19 protein-coding genes are annotated in these 16,332 nt (G+C 54.7%); 5 read left to right on the forward strand and 14 right to left on the reverse strand.

From position 1 onward, the window contains the following. Genes EYC98_RS03520 through EYC98_RS03530 form a run of 3 tightly spaced genes read right to left on the reverse strand, consistent with a single transcriptional unit; the run spans position 1 to position 2,391 of the window. Positions 1-1,029 carry a COX15/CtaA family protein gene (locus EYC98_RS03520; RefSeq protein ID WP_279243918.1) on the reverse strand — a complete coding sequence of 343 codons (1,029 nt, stop codon included), beginning with the start codon at positions 1,027-1,029 and terminating at the stop codon, positions 1-3. Beyond that, a complete protein-coding gene (locus EYC98_RS03525; protein ID WP_279243919.1) occupies positions 1,029-1,640 on the reverse strand; it encodes a hypothetical protein in 612 nt (203 codons plus the stop codon). The genes EYC98_RS03520 and EYC98_RS03525 overlap by 1 nt, the downstream gene beginning before the upstream one ends. Continuing rightward, positions 1,633-2,391, reverse strand: coding sequence for an SURF1 family protein (locus tag EYC98_RS03530; RefSeq protein ID WP_279243920.1), 759 nt, complete (start codon positions 2,389-2,391; stop codon positions 1,633-1,635). The genes EYC98_RS03525 and EYC98_RS03530 overlap by 8 nt, the downstream gene beginning before the upstream one ends. A gap of 43 nt (positions 2,392-2,434) precedes the next feature. Here EYC98_RS03530 and EYC98_RS03535 point away from each other — a divergent pair, with 43 nt between their 5' ends. After that, complete coding sequence (locus EYC98_RS03535; protein WP_279243921.1) at positions 2,435-2,680, forward strand: DUF2909 family protein; 246 nt, start codon at positions 2,435-2,437, stop codon at positions 2,678-2,680. A 3-nt stretch (positions 2,681-2,683) separates the two neighbouring features. Here EYC98_RS03535 and EYC98_RS03540 read toward each other — a convergent pair whose 3' ends face one another. From EYC98_RS03540 to coxB, 4 genes are read right to left on the reverse strand one after another with little or no spacing between them, the layout of a single operon-like run. Then, entirely contained in the window at positions 2,684-3,658 is a 975-nt protein-coding gene (locus tag EYC98_RS03540; RefSeq protein WP_279244885.1) for a cytochrome c oxidase subunit 3, read from the reverse strand. 12 nt (positions 3,659-3,670) lie between these two features. Next, complete coding sequence (locus EYC98_RS03545; RefSeq protein WP_279243922.1) at positions 3,671-4,228, reverse strand: cytochrome c oxidase assembly protein; 558 nt, start codon at positions 4,226-4,228, stop codon at positions 3,671-3,673. Positions 4,229-4,234: 6 nt separating this feature from the next. After that, positions 4,235-5,797 (reverse strand): cytochrome c oxidase subunit I, encoded by a 1,563-nt coding sequence (gene ctaD / locus EYC98_RS03550; protein WP_279243923.1) that lies wholly within the window; start codon positions 5,795-5,797, stop codon positions 4,235-4,237. A 12-nt stretch (positions 5,798-5,809) separates the two neighbouring features. Then, positions 5,810-6,967, reverse strand: coding sequence for a cytochrome c oxidase subunit II (coxB, locus tag EYC98_RS03555; RefSeq protein ID WP_279243924.1), 1,158 nt, complete (start codon positions 6,965-6,967; stop codon positions 5,810-5,812). A 345-nt stretch (positions 6,968-7,312) separates the two neighbouring features. Between coxB and EYC98_RS03560 the strand changes: the two genes are divergently transcribed. Continuing rightward, positions 7,313-8,644 (forward strand): MATE family efflux transporter, encoded by a 1,332-nt coding sequence (locus tag EYC98_RS03560; protein WP_279243925.1) that lies wholly within the window; start codon positions 7,313-7,315, stop codon positions 8,642-8,644. A 50-nt stretch (positions 8,645-8,694) separates the two neighbouring features. Continuing rightward, positions 8,695-9,351: a hypothetical protein gene (locus EYC98_RS03565; protein WP_279243926.1), complete on the forward strand. Its 657-nt coding sequence runs from the start codon at positions 8,695-8,697 to the stop codon at positions 9,349-9,351. Here the strand turns inward: EYC98_RS03565 and EYC98_RS03570 are convergent. The 7 genes from EYC98_RS03570 to EYC98_RS03600 form a co-directional block, all read right to left on the reverse strand. Beyond that, positions 9,332-9,568, reverse strand: coding sequence for a YheV family putative zinc ribbon protein (locus tag EYC98_RS03570; RefSeq protein ID WP_279243927.1), 237 nt, complete (start codon positions 9,566-9,568; stop codon positions 9,332-9,334). The two genes, EYC98_RS03565 and EYC98_RS03570, sit on opposite strands and share 20 nt — an antisense overlap. Beyond that, a complete protein-coding gene (gene aroE / locus EYC98_RS03575; RefSeq protein WP_279243928.1) occupies positions 9,569-10,405 on the reverse strand; it encodes a shikimate dehydrogenase in 837 nt (278 codons plus the stop codon). Then, the gene (gene hemF, locus EYC98_RS03580) at positions 10,402-11,316 is read right to left on the reverse strand and encodes an oxygen-dependent coproporphyrinogen oxidase (protein WP_279243929.1); all 915 of its coding nucleotides are present in this window, start codon (positions 11,314-11,316) and stop codon (positions 10,402-10,404) included. Before hemF ends, aroE begins: the two co-directional genes overlap by 4 nt. A gap of 72 nt (positions 11,317-11,388) precedes the next feature. Further along, a complete protein-coding gene (tsaC, locus tag EYC98_RS03585) occupies positions 11,389-11,955 on the reverse strand; it encodes an L-threonylcarbamoyladenylate synthase type 1 TsaC (RefSeq protein WP_279243930.1) in 567 nt (188 codons plus the stop codon). Continuing rightward, positions 11,955-12,458, reverse strand: coding sequence for a 5-(carboxyamino)imidazole ribonucleotide mutase (purE, locus tag EYC98_RS03590; RefSeq protein WP_279243931.1), 504 nt, complete (start codon positions 12,456-12,458; stop codon positions 11,955-11,957). Before purE ends, tsaC begins: the two co-directional genes overlap by 1 nt. A gap of 74 nt (positions 12,459-12,532) precedes the next feature. After that, a complete protein-coding gene (gene dprA, locus EYC98_RS03595) occupies positions 12,533-13,618 on the reverse strand; it encodes a DNA-processing protein DprA (protein WP_279243932.1) in 1,086 nt (361 codons plus the stop codon). 58 nt (positions 13,619-13,676) lie between these two features. After that, the gene (locus tag EYC98_RS03600; RefSeq protein WP_279243933.1) at positions 13,677-14,714 is read right to left on the reverse strand and encodes a LysM peptidoglycan-binding domain-containing protein; all 1,038 of its coding nucleotides are present in this window, start codon (positions 14,712-14,714) and stop codon (positions 13,677-13,679) included. A gap of 152 nt (positions 14,715-14,866) precedes the next feature. Here EYC98_RS03600 and def point away from each other — a divergent pair, with 152 nt between their 5' ends. Together def and fmt are read left to right on the forward strand one after the other, a co-directional pair. Beyond that, on the forward strand, positions 14,867-15,376 hold the full coding sequence (gene def, locus EYC98_RS03605; protein ID WP_279243934.1) for a peptide deformylase: 510 nt from the start codon (positions 14,867-14,869) through the stop codon (positions 15,374-15,376). After that, positions 15,373-16,332 (forward strand): methionyl-tRNA formyltransferase, encoded by a 960-nt coding sequence (fmt, locus tag EYC98_RS03610; RefSeq protein WP_279243935.1) that lies wholly within the window; start codon positions 15,373-15,375, stop codon positions 16,330-16,332. Before def ends, fmt begins: the two co-directional genes overlap by 4 nt.

Genomic DNA, 16,332 nt, shown 5'->3' on the forward strand with positions numbered 1-16,332 from the left:
TCAATCGGTGCGCTGCGCTGTGCGCAGATAAAAATTCAGAGTCACCAGGGTGAGCAACAAAAACGCACCCACCGCGTTGTGGGAGACAGTCACATAAAGCGGGAAGCTGAACCAGATATTACTTAGCCCAAGCATAAACTGGACCACCAAAACTACGCCAATAATCTGACCTTGTCGCACCAGCACCGCTTGACCACTGCGCAGCAAGCGCACAATCAACGCGCCCACGATAGCAAGCGTGAACAGCGCTCCGATCCTGTGCCCCATGTGAATTGCCACCCGGGCATCATTATCCAGGTTGCCGCCGAGGTAGTTGGGGCCTATGCTCTGAGTGAAGTTAAACCCATTGCCCGCATCCATATCCGGCCACCACTGGCCCTGGCAGGTGGGCAAATCGGGGCAGGCAACGTCCGCATAGTTGGAGGTAGTCCAACCACCGAGGGTTATTTGCACGATCACCATCAATAGCCCGGCAATGGCCCAGCTGCGCATAGACTGCAGTTGCTGCCAGCGTCCAGCGGCGATTCGCCAAGGCGAATTGTTCAATCTCAATACCAACAGCCATAGCAGGCTCAAGGTGGTAAACCCGCCCAGCAGATGGGCCGTCACCACTTGCGGCCACAGCTTCAGCGTCACCGTCCACATACCGAACATGCCCTGCAGAATAATGAAGCCAAGCAGAAACAAGGGTAGCTTAAAGGGCTGACCCGGCCGGCGGTTGCGCACCGCAGTGACTACCAGCGCGACAGTAAACACGCCCAGCGATGTAGCCAGATAGCGATGCACCATCTCTGGCCAGGTCTTGTCATGTTCCACCGGGGCGTCAGGAAAAGCCTGTTCCGCTACCTGTACATCCTCACTGGTGGTTGGCCATAAAACATGCCCGTAACAACCGGGCCAGTCCGGACACCCTAGCCCGGCATCCACCAGCCGGGTAAACGCGCCCAGCACGATCACAAAAACAGCGAGCAGTACTGCGAAGCAGGCCAGCTTGAAGGTAGGTTTACGTTGCGAGGAAGTTTCTGTCATCAGCCGCCACTGTTCTTAAGTAAAAATTTCAGATCTGCCATGACTTCTTTACCGTCAGTGCCGCTACGGTAGTACATCATGACCCAGCCCCGGGGATCGACCAGATAATAAGCTGGTAACACGCCATCGGGGCGCACCACGCCCAACTCAAGCTGTTCCGGGCCAGCATTATACAGGACTTTGAGTTTAGGGTGCTCAGCTGCCAGCTCTGCGGCGCGGCGCTCAGCATTGATAGCATCAGGCAGCAAATATAGCCGCTCTATTCGGTTTTGATACTTACCCATAGCGGTATGGATTTGGCGGGTATAGTAAAGCGCCTGTTCGCATTCTGTGGCGCAGAGACTGCCGCCCACAACGAGTATTTTCCAGCTCGGTTCCAGCTCTGACACCGGCGTATACGCTTCACCGCTGGCTAGCTGTAACTGCAGGTCTTGCAACGGCTGGGGCGGATCAAGCAGCTCGCCGCGGTTAGCGGTGCCCATAATCTGTACGATATCTATATCGCCATCGACTACATAAACCCAGAGCCAGGTCGCCATCAAAATCATAGTCACCGGCAAACCCGCTATGAGTAGCAACACCATACGATTGCTTTTTTTCACGTCATTCACTGTGGTCACTCCCGCGCCATAATTCCCAGACATTACTACTGCGTATCAGAAACAGCAGTAATAAGGCTACCGCCATACTGAACCACTGCACCGCGTATGCTGTGTGCTTCTGCGGACTGGTATTAAGCAGCGGCCAATCTATCGTCATTGCCGCCGGGCTCTCTGCCTCCAGTCTCACGGTATAGGGAAACACTGGCTCACCTAAATAGGCTCCAATGGCATCCATATCCAGCGTCAGTAATACCTGCGGACCTTTTTCGGTAAATGCTTCAGCTCCCAGCGTATAGGCGTCTCCGGGTGGTACGTAAACCGTGCCAGTAAGGATCTGCTCACCCGTCACCGGCTCCACCTGCGGGAGCGTCCGGCGCGCCCGATCACCTTCTATCCAGCCCCGATTGACTAACACCAGCTGTCCATTGCCCACCAATCTCAGTGGTGTCAGTAATTCAAAGCCATAGCGGCCGTTGAGCATTCGGTTGTCCAGCAGCAGATCACGCTGCTGAAGAAATTCACCGCGCATAACAACGCGTCGATAGGCCAGTTCAGCAGGCTCTTCACTCACTTGCGCCAGCGGCACTGCAGCGTCGGTCTGACGCAGTGCCCAGGTATCAGCAATGACTACCTTGTCCTCGGCACGCTGTAATTGCCAAAATCCCAGGCTGACAAAAATAGGCACAAACACCAGGACAAATACCGTAGTGCGCCAATCGCCCTGCCAGAGTAGCTTTTTTGAAGTTGCTGTTTGGTTCATGGGCTTGCGCTATAATGCGCGCCTCAATCCGGAGGTAATTACTTTGCTCAAAGTTCTCATCGTTGTACTACTCATTGCGCTGGCAATAAGCCTGTTTAGCGGCTTCTATTTCCTGATGACAGACCAGGGCGACAAGGACAAACGGGGCACGGTAAATTCGTTAGGTGTCAGGGTAACCCTGGCTGCAAGCCTAATGTTGGTGGTGGTCTACGGTGTCGCAACAGGCCAACTGGGGTCTCAAGCACCCTGGGAGCAACCGAAGCCGGTGGCCCCCCAGGACGGAGAATAGTTGCTAGAGAATATAGACCAGCAGGAATAACATCACCCAGACAACATCGACAAAGTGCCAGTACCAACTCGACGCTTCAAAGCCAAAATGGTCATCAGCAGTAAAATGTCCACCCCGTATTGAACGCAACCACTGAATCAGCAGCATGGTCATACCCATGGCCACGTGAAAACCGTGGAAGCCAGTCAACATAAAGAACGTTGATCCATAGATACCTGAATCCAAAGTCAGTCCGTACAGGACATACGCCTCGTGGTACTCCATATACTGCAGGTAGAGAAATCCAAGCGCCAGAAGTACGCTAATACCTAACCAGATGTTAAATTTGCTGCGATTATTGGCGAGCAGTCCGAGGTGCGCGATATGCACGGTCACACTGGAAGACAACAGCAAGAGGGTGTTCCACATAGGCAGCCAATGCCACCAGTGCTCCACTTCGCCGAACGCCATGCTGGTATGGGGGCTGACGAAATCTCCATTATTGGCAATTAATTGTGCGCCAGCTCCACCCACAGCTTCCTGCGGCGTTTGCATCATCGGCCAGCTGTAGTCAAAACCTTCCCACAGCAGATAATTCATAGTGCCGCCCTCGCCTTCACCAGCGAGCCAGGGGCCGACCAGCACACGTACGTAAAACAGCGCGCCAAAAAAGCAGAAGAAAAACATCACTTCAGAGAATATGAACCAGAACATGCCCAACACGTAGGATTTTTTCAGCTGGGCGCTGTTCATGCCCGCCCGGTTTTCTCTAATGGTGGTGCGGAACCACACGAACAACGTAGCCGCGAACCAGAACAGACCGACGATAAAAATCGTCCAGGAATTGGTCTCAGCGCCAGGCTCGCCAAAGGTCATGTCATTGAGGACATTAGCAGCCCCAAAAATACTCAGCACCAGACCAATAGTGGCACTGATTGCCATGCCGCTGCTTTCCGGCACGTAATATTCTTCGTGCCCTGTACTATCTTGAGTGGACATCATTATTCTCCGTTATCGGGTCGCTACCGCGCCCTTTACCATATCGGTTACATCAAAAATCGTATACGACAAAGTGATCGTGCCAATATCGCGCGGCAGGTCCCGGTCGACGATAAACTGCAGCGGCAGCTCCGCGCTCTGTTCACCTTCGAGGGGCTGCTGGTTGAAGCAAAAACACTCTGTCTTATGAAAATACTGGGCCGCTCGCGCTGGCGAAATACTCGGTATGGCTTGCCCCACCATAGCATCTGGCATTGGATTACGCGCCAGAAATACCGTGCTGTTAGCAGCCCCGGGGTTGACCTTCATCATGGTTTCAGAAGGTTCAAATTTCCAGGGCATGCCGTCGTTATTGGTAGCCACAAACTGCACGTTGATTTGCCGTGACTCATCAACCCCCGATTGTACCGCCTCGTAACGACCGCCAGTCTTGCCATTAATTCCCAACGCGTCGCACAGCACATTGTATAAAGGCACCATAACCACAAACACGAAAGCGAACATCGCCACCGCCACAACCACCATTTTGAAGGTTATGTCGAGTGTCGGATTTTCGCTCACTTTCAGCATGGCTAATTACTTGACCTGAGGAGGAACAGCAAAAGTATGGAACGGCGCCGGTGTCGGCACAGTCCATTCCAGGCCTTCAGCACCTTCCCAGACCTTCTCATCACTGATCGGCTGGCCAGCAACAATGGTCGCAATCACATTATACAAGAACAGGATTTGCGAGCCGCCGTAGATGAAGGCGCCAACACTGGACATCATGTTGAAGTCAGTGAACTGCAGGGCATAGTCTGGAATCCGTCGCGGCATGCCGGCCAGACCGACAAAGTGCTGCGGGAAGAACGCCAGGTTGAAGCCAACAAACGAAATCCAGAAGTGGGTTTTACCCATGGTTTCGTTGTACATGCGTCCGCACCACTTGGGCAACCAGTAGTACACAGCAGCAGTCATTGAGAATACCGCTCCTGCCACCATCACGTAGTGAAAGTGCGCAACCACGAAGTAGCTGTCGTGGTACTGGAAGTCACTGGGAGCAATGGACAACATCAACCCGGTGAATCCGCCAATGGTAAACAAGACAACAAAGCCGATAGAGAACAGCATCGGCGTCTCGAAGGTCATCGAACCGCGCCACATCGTGCTAATCCAGTTAAAAACCTTAACCCCGGTAGGCACCGCAATGAGCATGGTGGCATACATAAAGAACAGCTCACCGGACACTGGCATACCAACGGTATACATATGGTGCGCCCAGACAATAAATGACAGGAACGCGATAGACGCTGTCGCGTACACCATCGAGTCATAGCCAAACAGCGGCTTACGCGCAAAGGTAGGAATAATCTGCGAGACCACACCAAAGGCCGGCAAGATGATGATGTAAACCTCAGGGTGACCGAAGAACCAGAAGATATGCTGGAACAGTACCGGATCGCCACCACCGGCCGCTGAGAAGAAGCTGGTACCGAAGTGAATGTCCATCAACATCATGGTGACCAAGCCAGCCAGTACCGGCATCACCGCAATCAAAAGATAGGCAGTAATAAACCAGGTCCATACGAACAACGGCATTTTCATCCAGGTCATGCCAGGAGCACGCAGGTTCCAGACCGTGGCGACGATGTTAATCGACCCCATAATCGAGGACAGTCCCAGAATGTGCACGCCGAAGATGAAAAAGGTCACCGAAGGTGGCGCATAAGTCGTCGACAACGGTGCGTAAAAGGTCCAGCCAAACGCCGGGCCGCCGCCTTCCATGAAGAGTGTAGACGCCAGCAGCAGAAACGCCGGTGGCAGAATCCAGAAGCTCCAGTTGTTCATACGCGGCAGAGCCATGTCCGGAGCCCCGATCATCATCGGGATCATCCAGTTAGCCAGGCCAACAAACGATGGCATGATGGCGCCGAAAACCATGATCAAGCCGTGCATCGTGGTCATCTGGTTGAAAAATTCTGGACGGATAAGCTGCATGCCAGGCTGGAACAACTCGGCGCGAATAATCATCGCAAAAGAGCCGCCCAGAATAAACATGGCGAAGCTGAACCATAGGTACATGGTTCCAATGTCTTTGTGGTTGGTGGCAAAAATCCACCGCTTTAGGCCCTTGGCGGGGCCGTGATGATGATCTCCCATCTCGAAGTCCTCCTATTGGCCTTTCTTGAAGTTGAAAATGTCCAGGGGCTGAACCATATCGCCCATGTTGTTGCCAAAGGCGTTACGCTGGTAGGTAATAACCGCCGCCATATCGACATCGTTAAGCTGGCCCCCAAAGGCCTGCATCGCAGTGCCGGGCACGCCATTTACAACAGAATCAAGATGGCCATTGATTGCACCAGTTACAAGCAGGCTGCCTGCAATTGCTTTACCGACACCGCCTTCACCATTAGCGCCATGACAGGCCAGGCAGGAGCGTTGATAAACGCCCTTGCCACGCTCAGCCAGCTCATCAAGTGTGAATGACTGTGCCATCAACTCTTTGATTTCGGCAGCCTCAGACTGCTTGGTAGCCAGCCAATCGACGTAGTCTGCCTTACTGACCACATGGACAACAATCGGCATAAAGCCGTGTTCCTTGCCGCACAGCTCGGCGCATTGCCCGCGAAAAATACCCACTTGAGTACTCTTGAACCAGGTTTCGTTGATAAAGCCAGGGATCGCGTCCTTCTTGACCGCGAGATCGGGGACCCACCAGGAGTGGATAACGTCATTGGCTGTTACCAGCAGACGCACTTTGGTGTCGACTGGCACTACCAGAGGCTCGTCGACCTCAAGTAAATAGTGCTCGCCTTTGACTTCTTCGTTGTAAATTTCGTCCTGAGGGGTACGCAGATTGCTAAAGAACTTCAGGTTTTCACCGTCTTCCTGCAAATACTCGTACTTCCACTTCCACTGGAAGCCGGTCACCAGAATGTCCATCTCCGCATCGTCGAAATCATATATTTCGATCAGGGTTTTGGTCGCAGGCACAGCCATGGCTAACAAAATCAGGAAAGGGACAACTGTCCAGGCGATTTCAACCTTGGTGCTTTCGTGGAAAGTCGCTGGAACGACCCCCTTGGATTTACGATGCGCAAAGATTGAGTAAAACATCACTCCGAATACCAATACGCCGATGATGACGCAGATCCAGAAGATGATCATATGCAAGTCGTAGATAGAGGCACTGACCTCTGTTACCCCGACCGGCATATTGATTGCATTAACCTTGGAGTCTTGAGCCCACGCCGTCGCTGCCGTCAGTGGCAACAAAGCCGACATCGAACTCAGCGCCAGCGTCAATCGCCGTTTCGCTTTAAAACACATTCCCCGTGTCCCCTTCATTGAAGTTTGAATTTTTGTCCCATTGTCCGCTAACCGGACCCCTGCGTAAATTCCGCATCAGGCCCAGGCCACATACAGGAAGATTCAAGTTTACAGCTGCAAGTTTGCACGCAAGTGCGCTATGCATAACACTGCAAACGCGCCACGATAGCGGCGCGTGAGGAGCGCTGAATTATTTTTTGACGCAGGGTGCGACAAAACGCGGCGATTATACTCGAATTCATGGTAAAGAACACTACAGGAATTACTTTGTTCTATTATCGTAAGTCGCTGATTATAAACGGGGTTTGGGTGACAGTGTTTTGATGCAGGACAAGTTTCCAAGATATGCGGCCTGAGTCGGGACTACAGCGCAAGATATGGGATATTGCCCTACCGGCAATCGTATCCAACATCTCAATTCCCCTGCTCGGACTGGTGGATACTGCCATTCTGGGACATCTGGAGCATACCCGCTATCTTGGGGCAGTCGCCGTGGGTGCCGCGGTGTTGTCATTTCTTTACTGGGGTTTCAGTTTTCTGCGCATGGGAACAACGGGGCTGGTTGCCCGCGCGGTTGGCGCTGGCAACCGCGAGCGGGAACAGGAAGTGTTGCTGCAGTCGCTTATTCTGGCGCTAATCCTGGCACTGCTGGTCATTTTGACACATCGACTATGGTTGACCCTGGGGCTAGGCTGGATGGCGGCTGGACCGGATTTGACGCCCTTGGCAGAAAGTTACGCGCGTATAAGAATTTACAGCGCACCGGCGGTGCTTATGACTTATGCCGTGGTCGGTTGGTTTATCGGGCGCCAGAATATGCGCTGGCCGCTGGTGATTGTGGTCAGCACCAACCTGATCAATGTTGCGCTGGATCTGCTGTTTGTCGTGGTATGGGACTGGAAAAGTGATGGTGCGGCCTACGCCACCGTTGGTGCTGAATACTGCGGCCTGGCGATTGCCGTGCTGGTAATGCTGCGGCAGCAGAAATTTCAGCTCGGGGCTGAGCAGCGCGCCCGCCTGCTACAGTGGCAGCATTACCGGGAGTTACTCAACAGCAACCGCTACCTGTTTATTCGCACCAGCTGTCTGCTCTTCAGTTTTGCCTTTTTCACCTCCCAAAGCGCCAGCTTTGGTGAGGAGCAGCTGGCTGCCAATACCATTATTCTCAACCTGCTGTTGTTTGCCGCCTATGGCCTGGACGGATTCGCCTACGCCGCCGAGGCCCTGTCAGGCAGTGCCGCCGGGGCCGGCAGGCTAGACCTGTTTTATGAAGTGGTATGGGCTTGCAGCGCATGGAGCCTGCTCTCCGCTGCGGCGCTGAGCGCGCTGTTTGGTTGGTTTGGCGGGGAGCTTTTCAGCCTGTTCACCAGTCATCAGGCAGTCGTAATACTGCTATTGGAATATCAGCCCTGGCTGGTGGCACTACCGCTGATCGCCGCGGCATCCTATCTGCTGGACGGCGTATTTATTGGTACTGCCAGAACCCGTTACATGATGTGGACCATGGTTGCTTCGTTGTTGCTGATCTATCTGCCGGCGTGGTACCTGCTACAACCGTGGGGGAATCACGGTTTGTGGGCGGCCTTTTTGTTGTTTAACGGTGCCAGAGGCGTCAGCCTGGGCCTGTGCTACTGGCAGCTCAGTCGGCGTCACGGCTGGCTTGACCCCGCTGGCTAAATCAGCGTTTTGTACTAGGCTAAAGTTTCAGGATTGCAGGTTGATGGCTTATGGGCACTGACACGATCCGGCAGATCATCGCAGGCGCCAAGCGTGAGGAATCTCGCTCCGGCATTTTGCAAAACTATTTTAGCGAACAGCTGCCAGAGTTAAGCCTGCGCTTGCTGCTGCCAGAGACACATCCGGCACAGAGGCTGGTTGGGTTCGTTGAGCAATATATCGATTACGTCCCTGAATTTATAGACAGTGCAACCACCATCAGCAGACGCACCAAGGCTTATGCCTACGCGGCACCCTTTCTGCACATCGCAGAAGACTATTTTCTTACGCCGCCAGATGACTTGAGCCAAGCCAGCGGTTTACTGGCACTACTGGATGAGTCGTTTCTGGCGCAGCGCCTGCTGGAAGAGGTCAACGAACGCCACAATCACCACTTTCACCAGCCACTACTGCCGGTGGATATGATGCGCGCCAATATAATTGTCCACCACCTGATCGGTGATGAACTGGCCAACCGTCTCGATAGCCTGGTTGACCATACGGTAAAAAGACTGGTGGACCGTGAACACCTATTTGAACAACAACGCTACGCGGAGTTCCAACCGCAACAAGCAGCTGCCAACGCCTGGCAAGAGCTACCCTGTCTCAGTAGAAATGCCGATATCGAGCTGCGCCTTACTGCTGAGCTCAGTCTTTCTCAGGCTTAGAGGCGGGGATCAGGGTCACTGGCTCCGCCACCGTGTCCATAATACGCACGGGCGCGTTGACCCGGGTCTTGGGCTCCTCAACTTTGGTGTCTGAAGGGCGTTCGTCAGTGTAGCCACAAGCCACACAATCGCGAGTGTCCGCCTCCATATCCACGCGCAGTTTGTCTTGCTCACCACAGCGGGGGCACACCGCTCCTGCTATAAAACGTTTGACCATTTAGCCTGCCTCCATAGCTTGGCGTAGTTCGGTAATGACGGGCCCCGTCTGGGGCCGCTGCCCCCGCCAGATATAGAACGCCTCCGCCGCCTGTTCCACCAACATTCCCAGACCGTCGGCTATCGCCCAAGCGGTATTTTCCGCGGCCCAGCGCATGAAAACCGTGGGCTCCACTGCATACATCATATCGTAACAGCAGCTGCGCATATTCAGCAGGGAGCCTGGCAGCGGCGGTAAGTCACCGGCCAAACTGGCGCTAGTGGCATTAATGATCAGGTCAAAGTCCTGTGTCTCCAGCAATTCATAGCCACCCCCGCTCAAAGGGCCCTGGGTAGCAAATTTTTGCACCAAATCGTTCGCACGCGCGGCGGTGCGATTAACCACCACCAGCGCTGCAGGCTTTTCCCGCAACAACGGCCCAAGTACGCCGCTGGCGGCACCGCCAGCACCCAGTAACAGCACCCGACGATCGCGCAGAGTCCATCCAAGGTTGGCGATCATATCCCGTACCAGCCCAACACCGTCGGTATTGTCACCGTGACATTGCCCGCCAGTTAGGGGACTCAGGGTATTTACCGCTCCGGCCTGCTCCGCCCCAGAGCTACGTGTCGTGGAGTAGCCATAGGCCTCGTATTTGAAAGGCACAGTAACATTTAGACCGCGCCCCCCGGCGGCAAAAAAATCATCGGCTGCACGCGCAAAGTCGCCGGGTTCAACACAGACACTGCGATACTGGATTTCGTCGCCAAACTGGGCCGCAAACGCTGTGTGAATTTGGGGCGACCGGCTGTGGCGCACTGGATTGCCGAACACGGCGTACTTGTCCAACTCTGTCACGCCGCCAACCAATCACTAGGCTGCAAAAAAACATCGTACAGGCGTGCCTCTGGCGACCCTGGCTCCACCTGATAATCGTACTCCCAACGCACCAACGGCGGCAGTGACATAAGAATGGCTTCGGTGCGTCCATTGGACTGCAACCCAAACAGGGTGCCGCGGTCATAGACCAAATTGAACTCTACATAGCGGCCACGGCGATACAGCTGGAACTGTCGTTCGCGCTCGCCCCAGCTCTCGTCACGGCGCCGTTCCACAATAGGTAAATAGGCGGGCAAGAAAGCATCGCCAACCGACTGCACGTAGGCAAACGTGGTATCAAAATCCCATTCATTCAAGTCATCAAAGAACAGGCCCCCAACACCACGTGGTTCCTGACGATGAGGCAAGTAGAAGTAGTCATCACACCATTGCTTGTGGCGGTCATACACATCCTCACCAAACGGTGCACACGCGGCGGCGGCAACCGTATGCCAATGCTGGCAGTCCTCTTCAAAGCCATAATAGGGGGTTAGATCAAAACCGCCGCCAAACCACCAGACCGGTTCGGCATCAGGTTTCTCGGCAATAAATAAGCGCACGTTGGCGTGTGATGTCGGGATGTAGGGGTTGCGCGGATGTATCACCAGGGACACGCCCATGGCCTGATAACTGCGACCCGCCAATTCCGGACGCTGAGCGGAGGCACTGGCTGGTAGAGAAGCACCCATTACGTGGGAAAAGTTCACACCCGCTTTTTCAAACACCGCGCCATCGGTCAACACTCGGCTGCGGCCGCCACCGCCCTCGGGGCGCTCCCATTCATCGGTCAAAAAGCTGGCAGCGCCATCTGCGGCAGCAAGTCCAGCGCATATCTGGTCCTGTAAATTGAGAAAGTATTCTCTAGGTGCTGTGCTGAAATCTGTAGTCATCTGCTCTACCTGCGTTGAAGTATGGTCCGGTCACACGGGCGGCGGGACGAAGCACAGGGCCGCCACAAATTCCTAACCAGGACGAAAGATACGGTCTGAAGCCAAGTCTCGGATGACTGATGGATTAGCGCTATCGCCCAAGACACCGGGCACCACACCATCCAGTCGCAATCCAAAGTGCTTCACAACCTGAAATAAATGGCGCGCTGGTTGGCTCCCTGCCACATTGGCTGAGGTCGAAACCAAAGGACCCTCTAGCCCATTACATAGCGCCTTAACCGTAGAGTGAGCGCTTACTCTGATGGCGACTGTCCCGTGTTCACCACAGATCCAGTCGGGTACCCGATCATAATGGGGTATCAACCAGGTAACCGGCCCAGGCCAACTTGCGCCCAAGCGCGCAAGATCGGCAGCTGGAAGGTCATGCAGTAACCAGTCAAACTGGCTCATCTGCGCCGCTACCAGAATAAGGCCTTTCTCGACCGGTCTGGCTTTAAGCGCCAGCAGGCGCGTGACCGCGGTTTGATTCCAGAGATCACAACCCAAACCCCAGACCGCCTCAGTAGGATAGGCAATGACTCCGCCAGCGTGGATACACGACAATCCCTGCCGCAACCGGAAGTCCTGCACCGACTGCATTAATCGCGCAACTTTTCCTGTAAAGCAGCGTCTTTAGCCTGCACCGCAGCCGCGTCTGCCGCTCGCGTCTCGCGCAATCGCTGGGCCAAATCACTGTCTGCGGTAGCCATAATCTGTGCCGCGAGATAGCCCGCATTTTTGGCACCAGCGCGACCAATGGCCACACACGCTACCGGAATACCGCCAGGCATCTGCACCGTAGACAGCAATGCATCAAGACCATCCAGTGACGCATCAATGGGCACACCTATAACCGGTTTCACCGTATTAGCCGCCACTGCGCCAGCCAAGTGGGCCGCCATACCTGCGGCCGCAATAAAAACTGCGCAACCACGGGCGTCCGCATCCAAAACATATTCATGGGTTGCCGCCGGGGTGCGGTGGGCAGAAGTTACCTTGGCTTCAAAAGGTATCTGCAACTGGCGCAGGATGGCGAAACTGGCCTCCATGACTGGTAAATCAGAATCTGAACCCATCAATACTGCTACAAATGACTCACTCATTGCTTACTTGCCTCGCTTCCGATTGTGAAGAGCGCGGAATTTAACCCGTTGCTGGCACAGTATCAACCCCGCTTCTAGGTGCGCATGAACTGTCCTGCCTCAACACGCACCATGCCACGCAGTTGCAGCTCCATCAGCGCAGCCAGCATTGTCGGTGTTCCAATGCCCAGCAAATCAGCCAAGGCGTCAGCGCTGACCGGTTCAAAGCCCACCATCGCATAAACCGCTAATAGCTCCGAAGGCAGCTCAACCTTCACATCCTGCTGCAAGGCCTGCTGCGCCTGGAGCAGCATCCCCAGTTCGACAAAAATATCGTCGGCACAGGTCACAAGAGTAGCGCCATCACGCAATAAACTGTTACAACCAGCGCCACCGCCATAGTAAACCGATTGCGGCAAAGCAAACACTTCTCGATTCTGCTCCAATGCAACTCTGGCTGTTATCAGAGAACCGCTGCGCTGCGCCGCCTCCACCACCAACACCCCCAGGCTCAGACCGCTGATAATTCGGTTGCGCTGGGGAAATCGGCTCGGCAACGGCTTGCTACCCGGCAATGCCTCGCTCACCAGAACGCCCCGGCGAATAATCTCTGAAGCCATCGCCTGATGTCGACGGGGATAACAATAGTCGACCCCGGTAGCCATGACTGCAATGGTAATACCGTCGCTATCCAAAGCAGACTGATGAGCGCGGGCGTCAACGCCCAAAGCCAAGCCGCTGACCACCCCCAGATCCTGACGGACCGCAGCAGTCGAAAATTCTGCAGCCGCCCGCAGGCCGGCGCTGCCAGGTTTACGACTACCCACTATCGCCAGCGAAGGGCGCCGCAAATAGTCGGCATTGCCGCGCACATAAAGCAGCGGCGGCGGATCGGGAATCTGGGCGAGTAAACACGGGTAGCCCGGTGCCGTCAGCGGCAGCAGTTCAGCCTCCAGCCGCTGCAACTGCTGATACAGCGCCAAAGCCTGCTTTTGAATTGTAGCGCTGGCCTGTCGGCGTTGATTAGAGGGGTTTATGCCAGCGGCACGCCATTGCTCAGGGCCTGCCTCAAGTATTGCGGCTGGTGAAGCAAAACTCGCCAGTAAGGCTCTCCACAGTGATCGCCTGCCACCGTATAAAAGGTGCAAGGTCAGCCACTGCTGCTGCTCTTCGGATTGCATAGATCATCCTTGATCATTGCGCTGAAATCGTCGGCATCCGTGCCGGGCTAACTATCTCTCAGGGATTGGTTACCCGATCACCTACGGCCAATGGCCGGTCACTACGCATAACAATACCGTAGCTGACTTTTTCAAAGGTGCGAAACACCATTAACAGACCCGCACGCATATCGGGCATACGGATCTTTTCGCGAGTCACGGGATCTTTCACTTCCTCACCAGTCTGGAAAATTGCCAGCACCGTGCCAGCCTCCATACCTTCACGCTCACCCAGGTTAATCGCTACTACATCCATAGTGCCGATTTGGCTAACGCCACCATCAACAGCGATCATAAAAGCATCCGTGTCGGTCTCAGGCGCCCGCGGGTAAAACGTCGCGGTGATGGAACGGGTCTCGTTGGGCAGTAAGCGATCAGCGTTACGAACTTCTTCCGTCACCCGCGTCACTTCCAATTGGTTTATGTCTTCATCGTGAGTCTCTTCCATTACCGCGCTGCCGATATCGACCGCCTGCACACCCAGCACCTCGCCAGTTAGAGGGTCTGAATAGACATCACCGCGCCGAAAGATACCGAAGCCGGTTTCGCCCTCGGGAAACTCACCACGTGCGTAAAATAGGTCACCCGCAGCGCTCAGAAGATGGCGCTTTTCGCCAGCCACTACATAAGGTGCATTCTCCAAGTCTACTGGTTCTACGATGCGATGGCCTGTCAGCCAGGCGCCTATCTGTTCCAACGAGACAGCTGGAATAGCCAATGACAACGGCTCCACTCGCATCGTGGGGGTGAGTTTGACTGTACGCGATGCTTCGCCACGACGCACTCGCAGGCGCGGCTGACCATCCACCCATACCAAATACAGCTGATCACCCGGATAAATCAGGTGGGGATTGTCTACCTGGGGATTTACTTCCCAGATCTCGGGCCATAGCCAAGGGTCGCGCAAATACATATTGGAAATAGCCCAGAGCGTATCCCCTTTCTTGACGATATAAACCTCTGGAGCATTTTCTGCCAGCACCAGTTCGTCTGCCTGCAGAGACATGGGTAGCAGACTGGCCAACAAAAAGTATCCGGCTATTAATAGTTTCTTCATTATTGTTCCCTAAACTCCCTTTCTATCCCCAGGGTGGGCATGTTTTGAACACAACTAGTATAATATAGGCCAGTTTGCTGCCGCTCAAATGGGCAAGCAAGTAATTATGTACATTTATTCGCGCTGTTTTTTGCTGACGACACACCACGACTATGGCTTTACTGGAAATTCTTGAGTTCCCCGACCCCCGCCTGCGCACCAAAGCGCAAGTAGTAACAGAGTTTGATGCGGCCCTGAAAACACTCGTCGAAGATATGTTTGAGACCATGTATGCAGCACCGGGTATTGGTCTTGCGGCTACCCAGGTCAACGTCCACAGGCGCCTGTTGGTGATCGATGTCTCCGAAGAAAAAGACCAACCGCTGGTATTTATCAATCCTGAGGTGACCATCGTTGATCCTGACACGGCGGAGTATGACGAGGGCTGCCTGTCGGTGCCTGGTTTCTATGAAACCGTGGCGCGACCGCAACACATCAACGTAACCGCTCAAGACAGCTCCGGTAAAACGTTTTCCGTGCAACCAGAAGGGTTGCTGGCTGTGTGTATACAGCATGAGATAGACCATCTCGACGGCAAGCTCTTCGTGGACTATTTGTCAGCGCTAAAACGCACCCGCATACGCAGAAAGCTAGAAAAACAGCATCGCCTGGACGCCGGATGAACCTCGATTCGCGTGGCCTGCGCGTAGCTTTTGCAGGCACTCCGGAATTTGCCGCGGCCCATCTACAAGCTCTACTGGAAACCCGGCATTCTGTGGTTGCAGTCTATACTCAGCCTGACCGACCCGCCGGCAGGGGTCGCCGTCTTACGCCAAGTCCAGTAAAAAGCCTCGCCGCTGCGGCCGGCATCGAAGTACGTCAGCCACCCAGCCTCAAAGATCCCATTGCCCAGGCGCAACTGGCCGAGCTGCAGCTAGATGTATTGGTAGTGGTCGCCTACGGGCTGATATTGCCGCAGGCAGTGCTCAACAGTCCACGCTACGGTTGCCTGAATGTACACGGCTCACTGCTACCGCGCTGGCGCGGTGCAGCGCCGATACAACGCGCGATTGAAGCTGGCGATGACAAGTCGGGTATCTGCATTATGGGCATGGAAGCCGGACTTGATACCGGGCCGGTACTGGCAGTGCGTAGCATCGAGTTGGGTGCAGACACCACCGCCGCGGTGTTGCACGATCAACTCATTGAGTTGGGCAGCGCTGCCCTGCTGGAGGTGCTCGACGACCTGCCCGCACACCTGGCCAGCGCCATTATCCAGGATGATACGGCAGCCACTTACGCCCACAAAATTACTAAAGCTGAGGCGGCCGTCGATTGGCAGAAGAGCAGCGCCGCGATTCATCACCAGATTTGCGCGTTTAATCCGTTTCCCGTGTGCTGGAGCAACCTTCAGGATGAGCGGGTAAAAATCTGGCAGTCGCAACAGACAACCACGGACTATCCCGCCGGCCACCCGGGTGAGATAGTGGCGCTGGAAAAAGACGCTATCATTGTCGCCTGCGGCAACGGCCATCTGCGACTTTTGCAATTACAATTTCCCGGTGGCAAAAGTCTGCCAAGCTCGCAGCTGCTGTTGTCACGCAGCCAGCTGCTAGCCTGCGGCAACCGGTTTAGCTGA

Origin of the sequence: Candidatus Litorirhabdus singularis (assembly GCF_026262625.1) — a bacterium.
GTDB lineage: Bacteria > Pseudomonadota > Gammaproteobacteria > Pseudomonadales > Halieaceae > Litorirhabdus > Litorirhabdus singularis.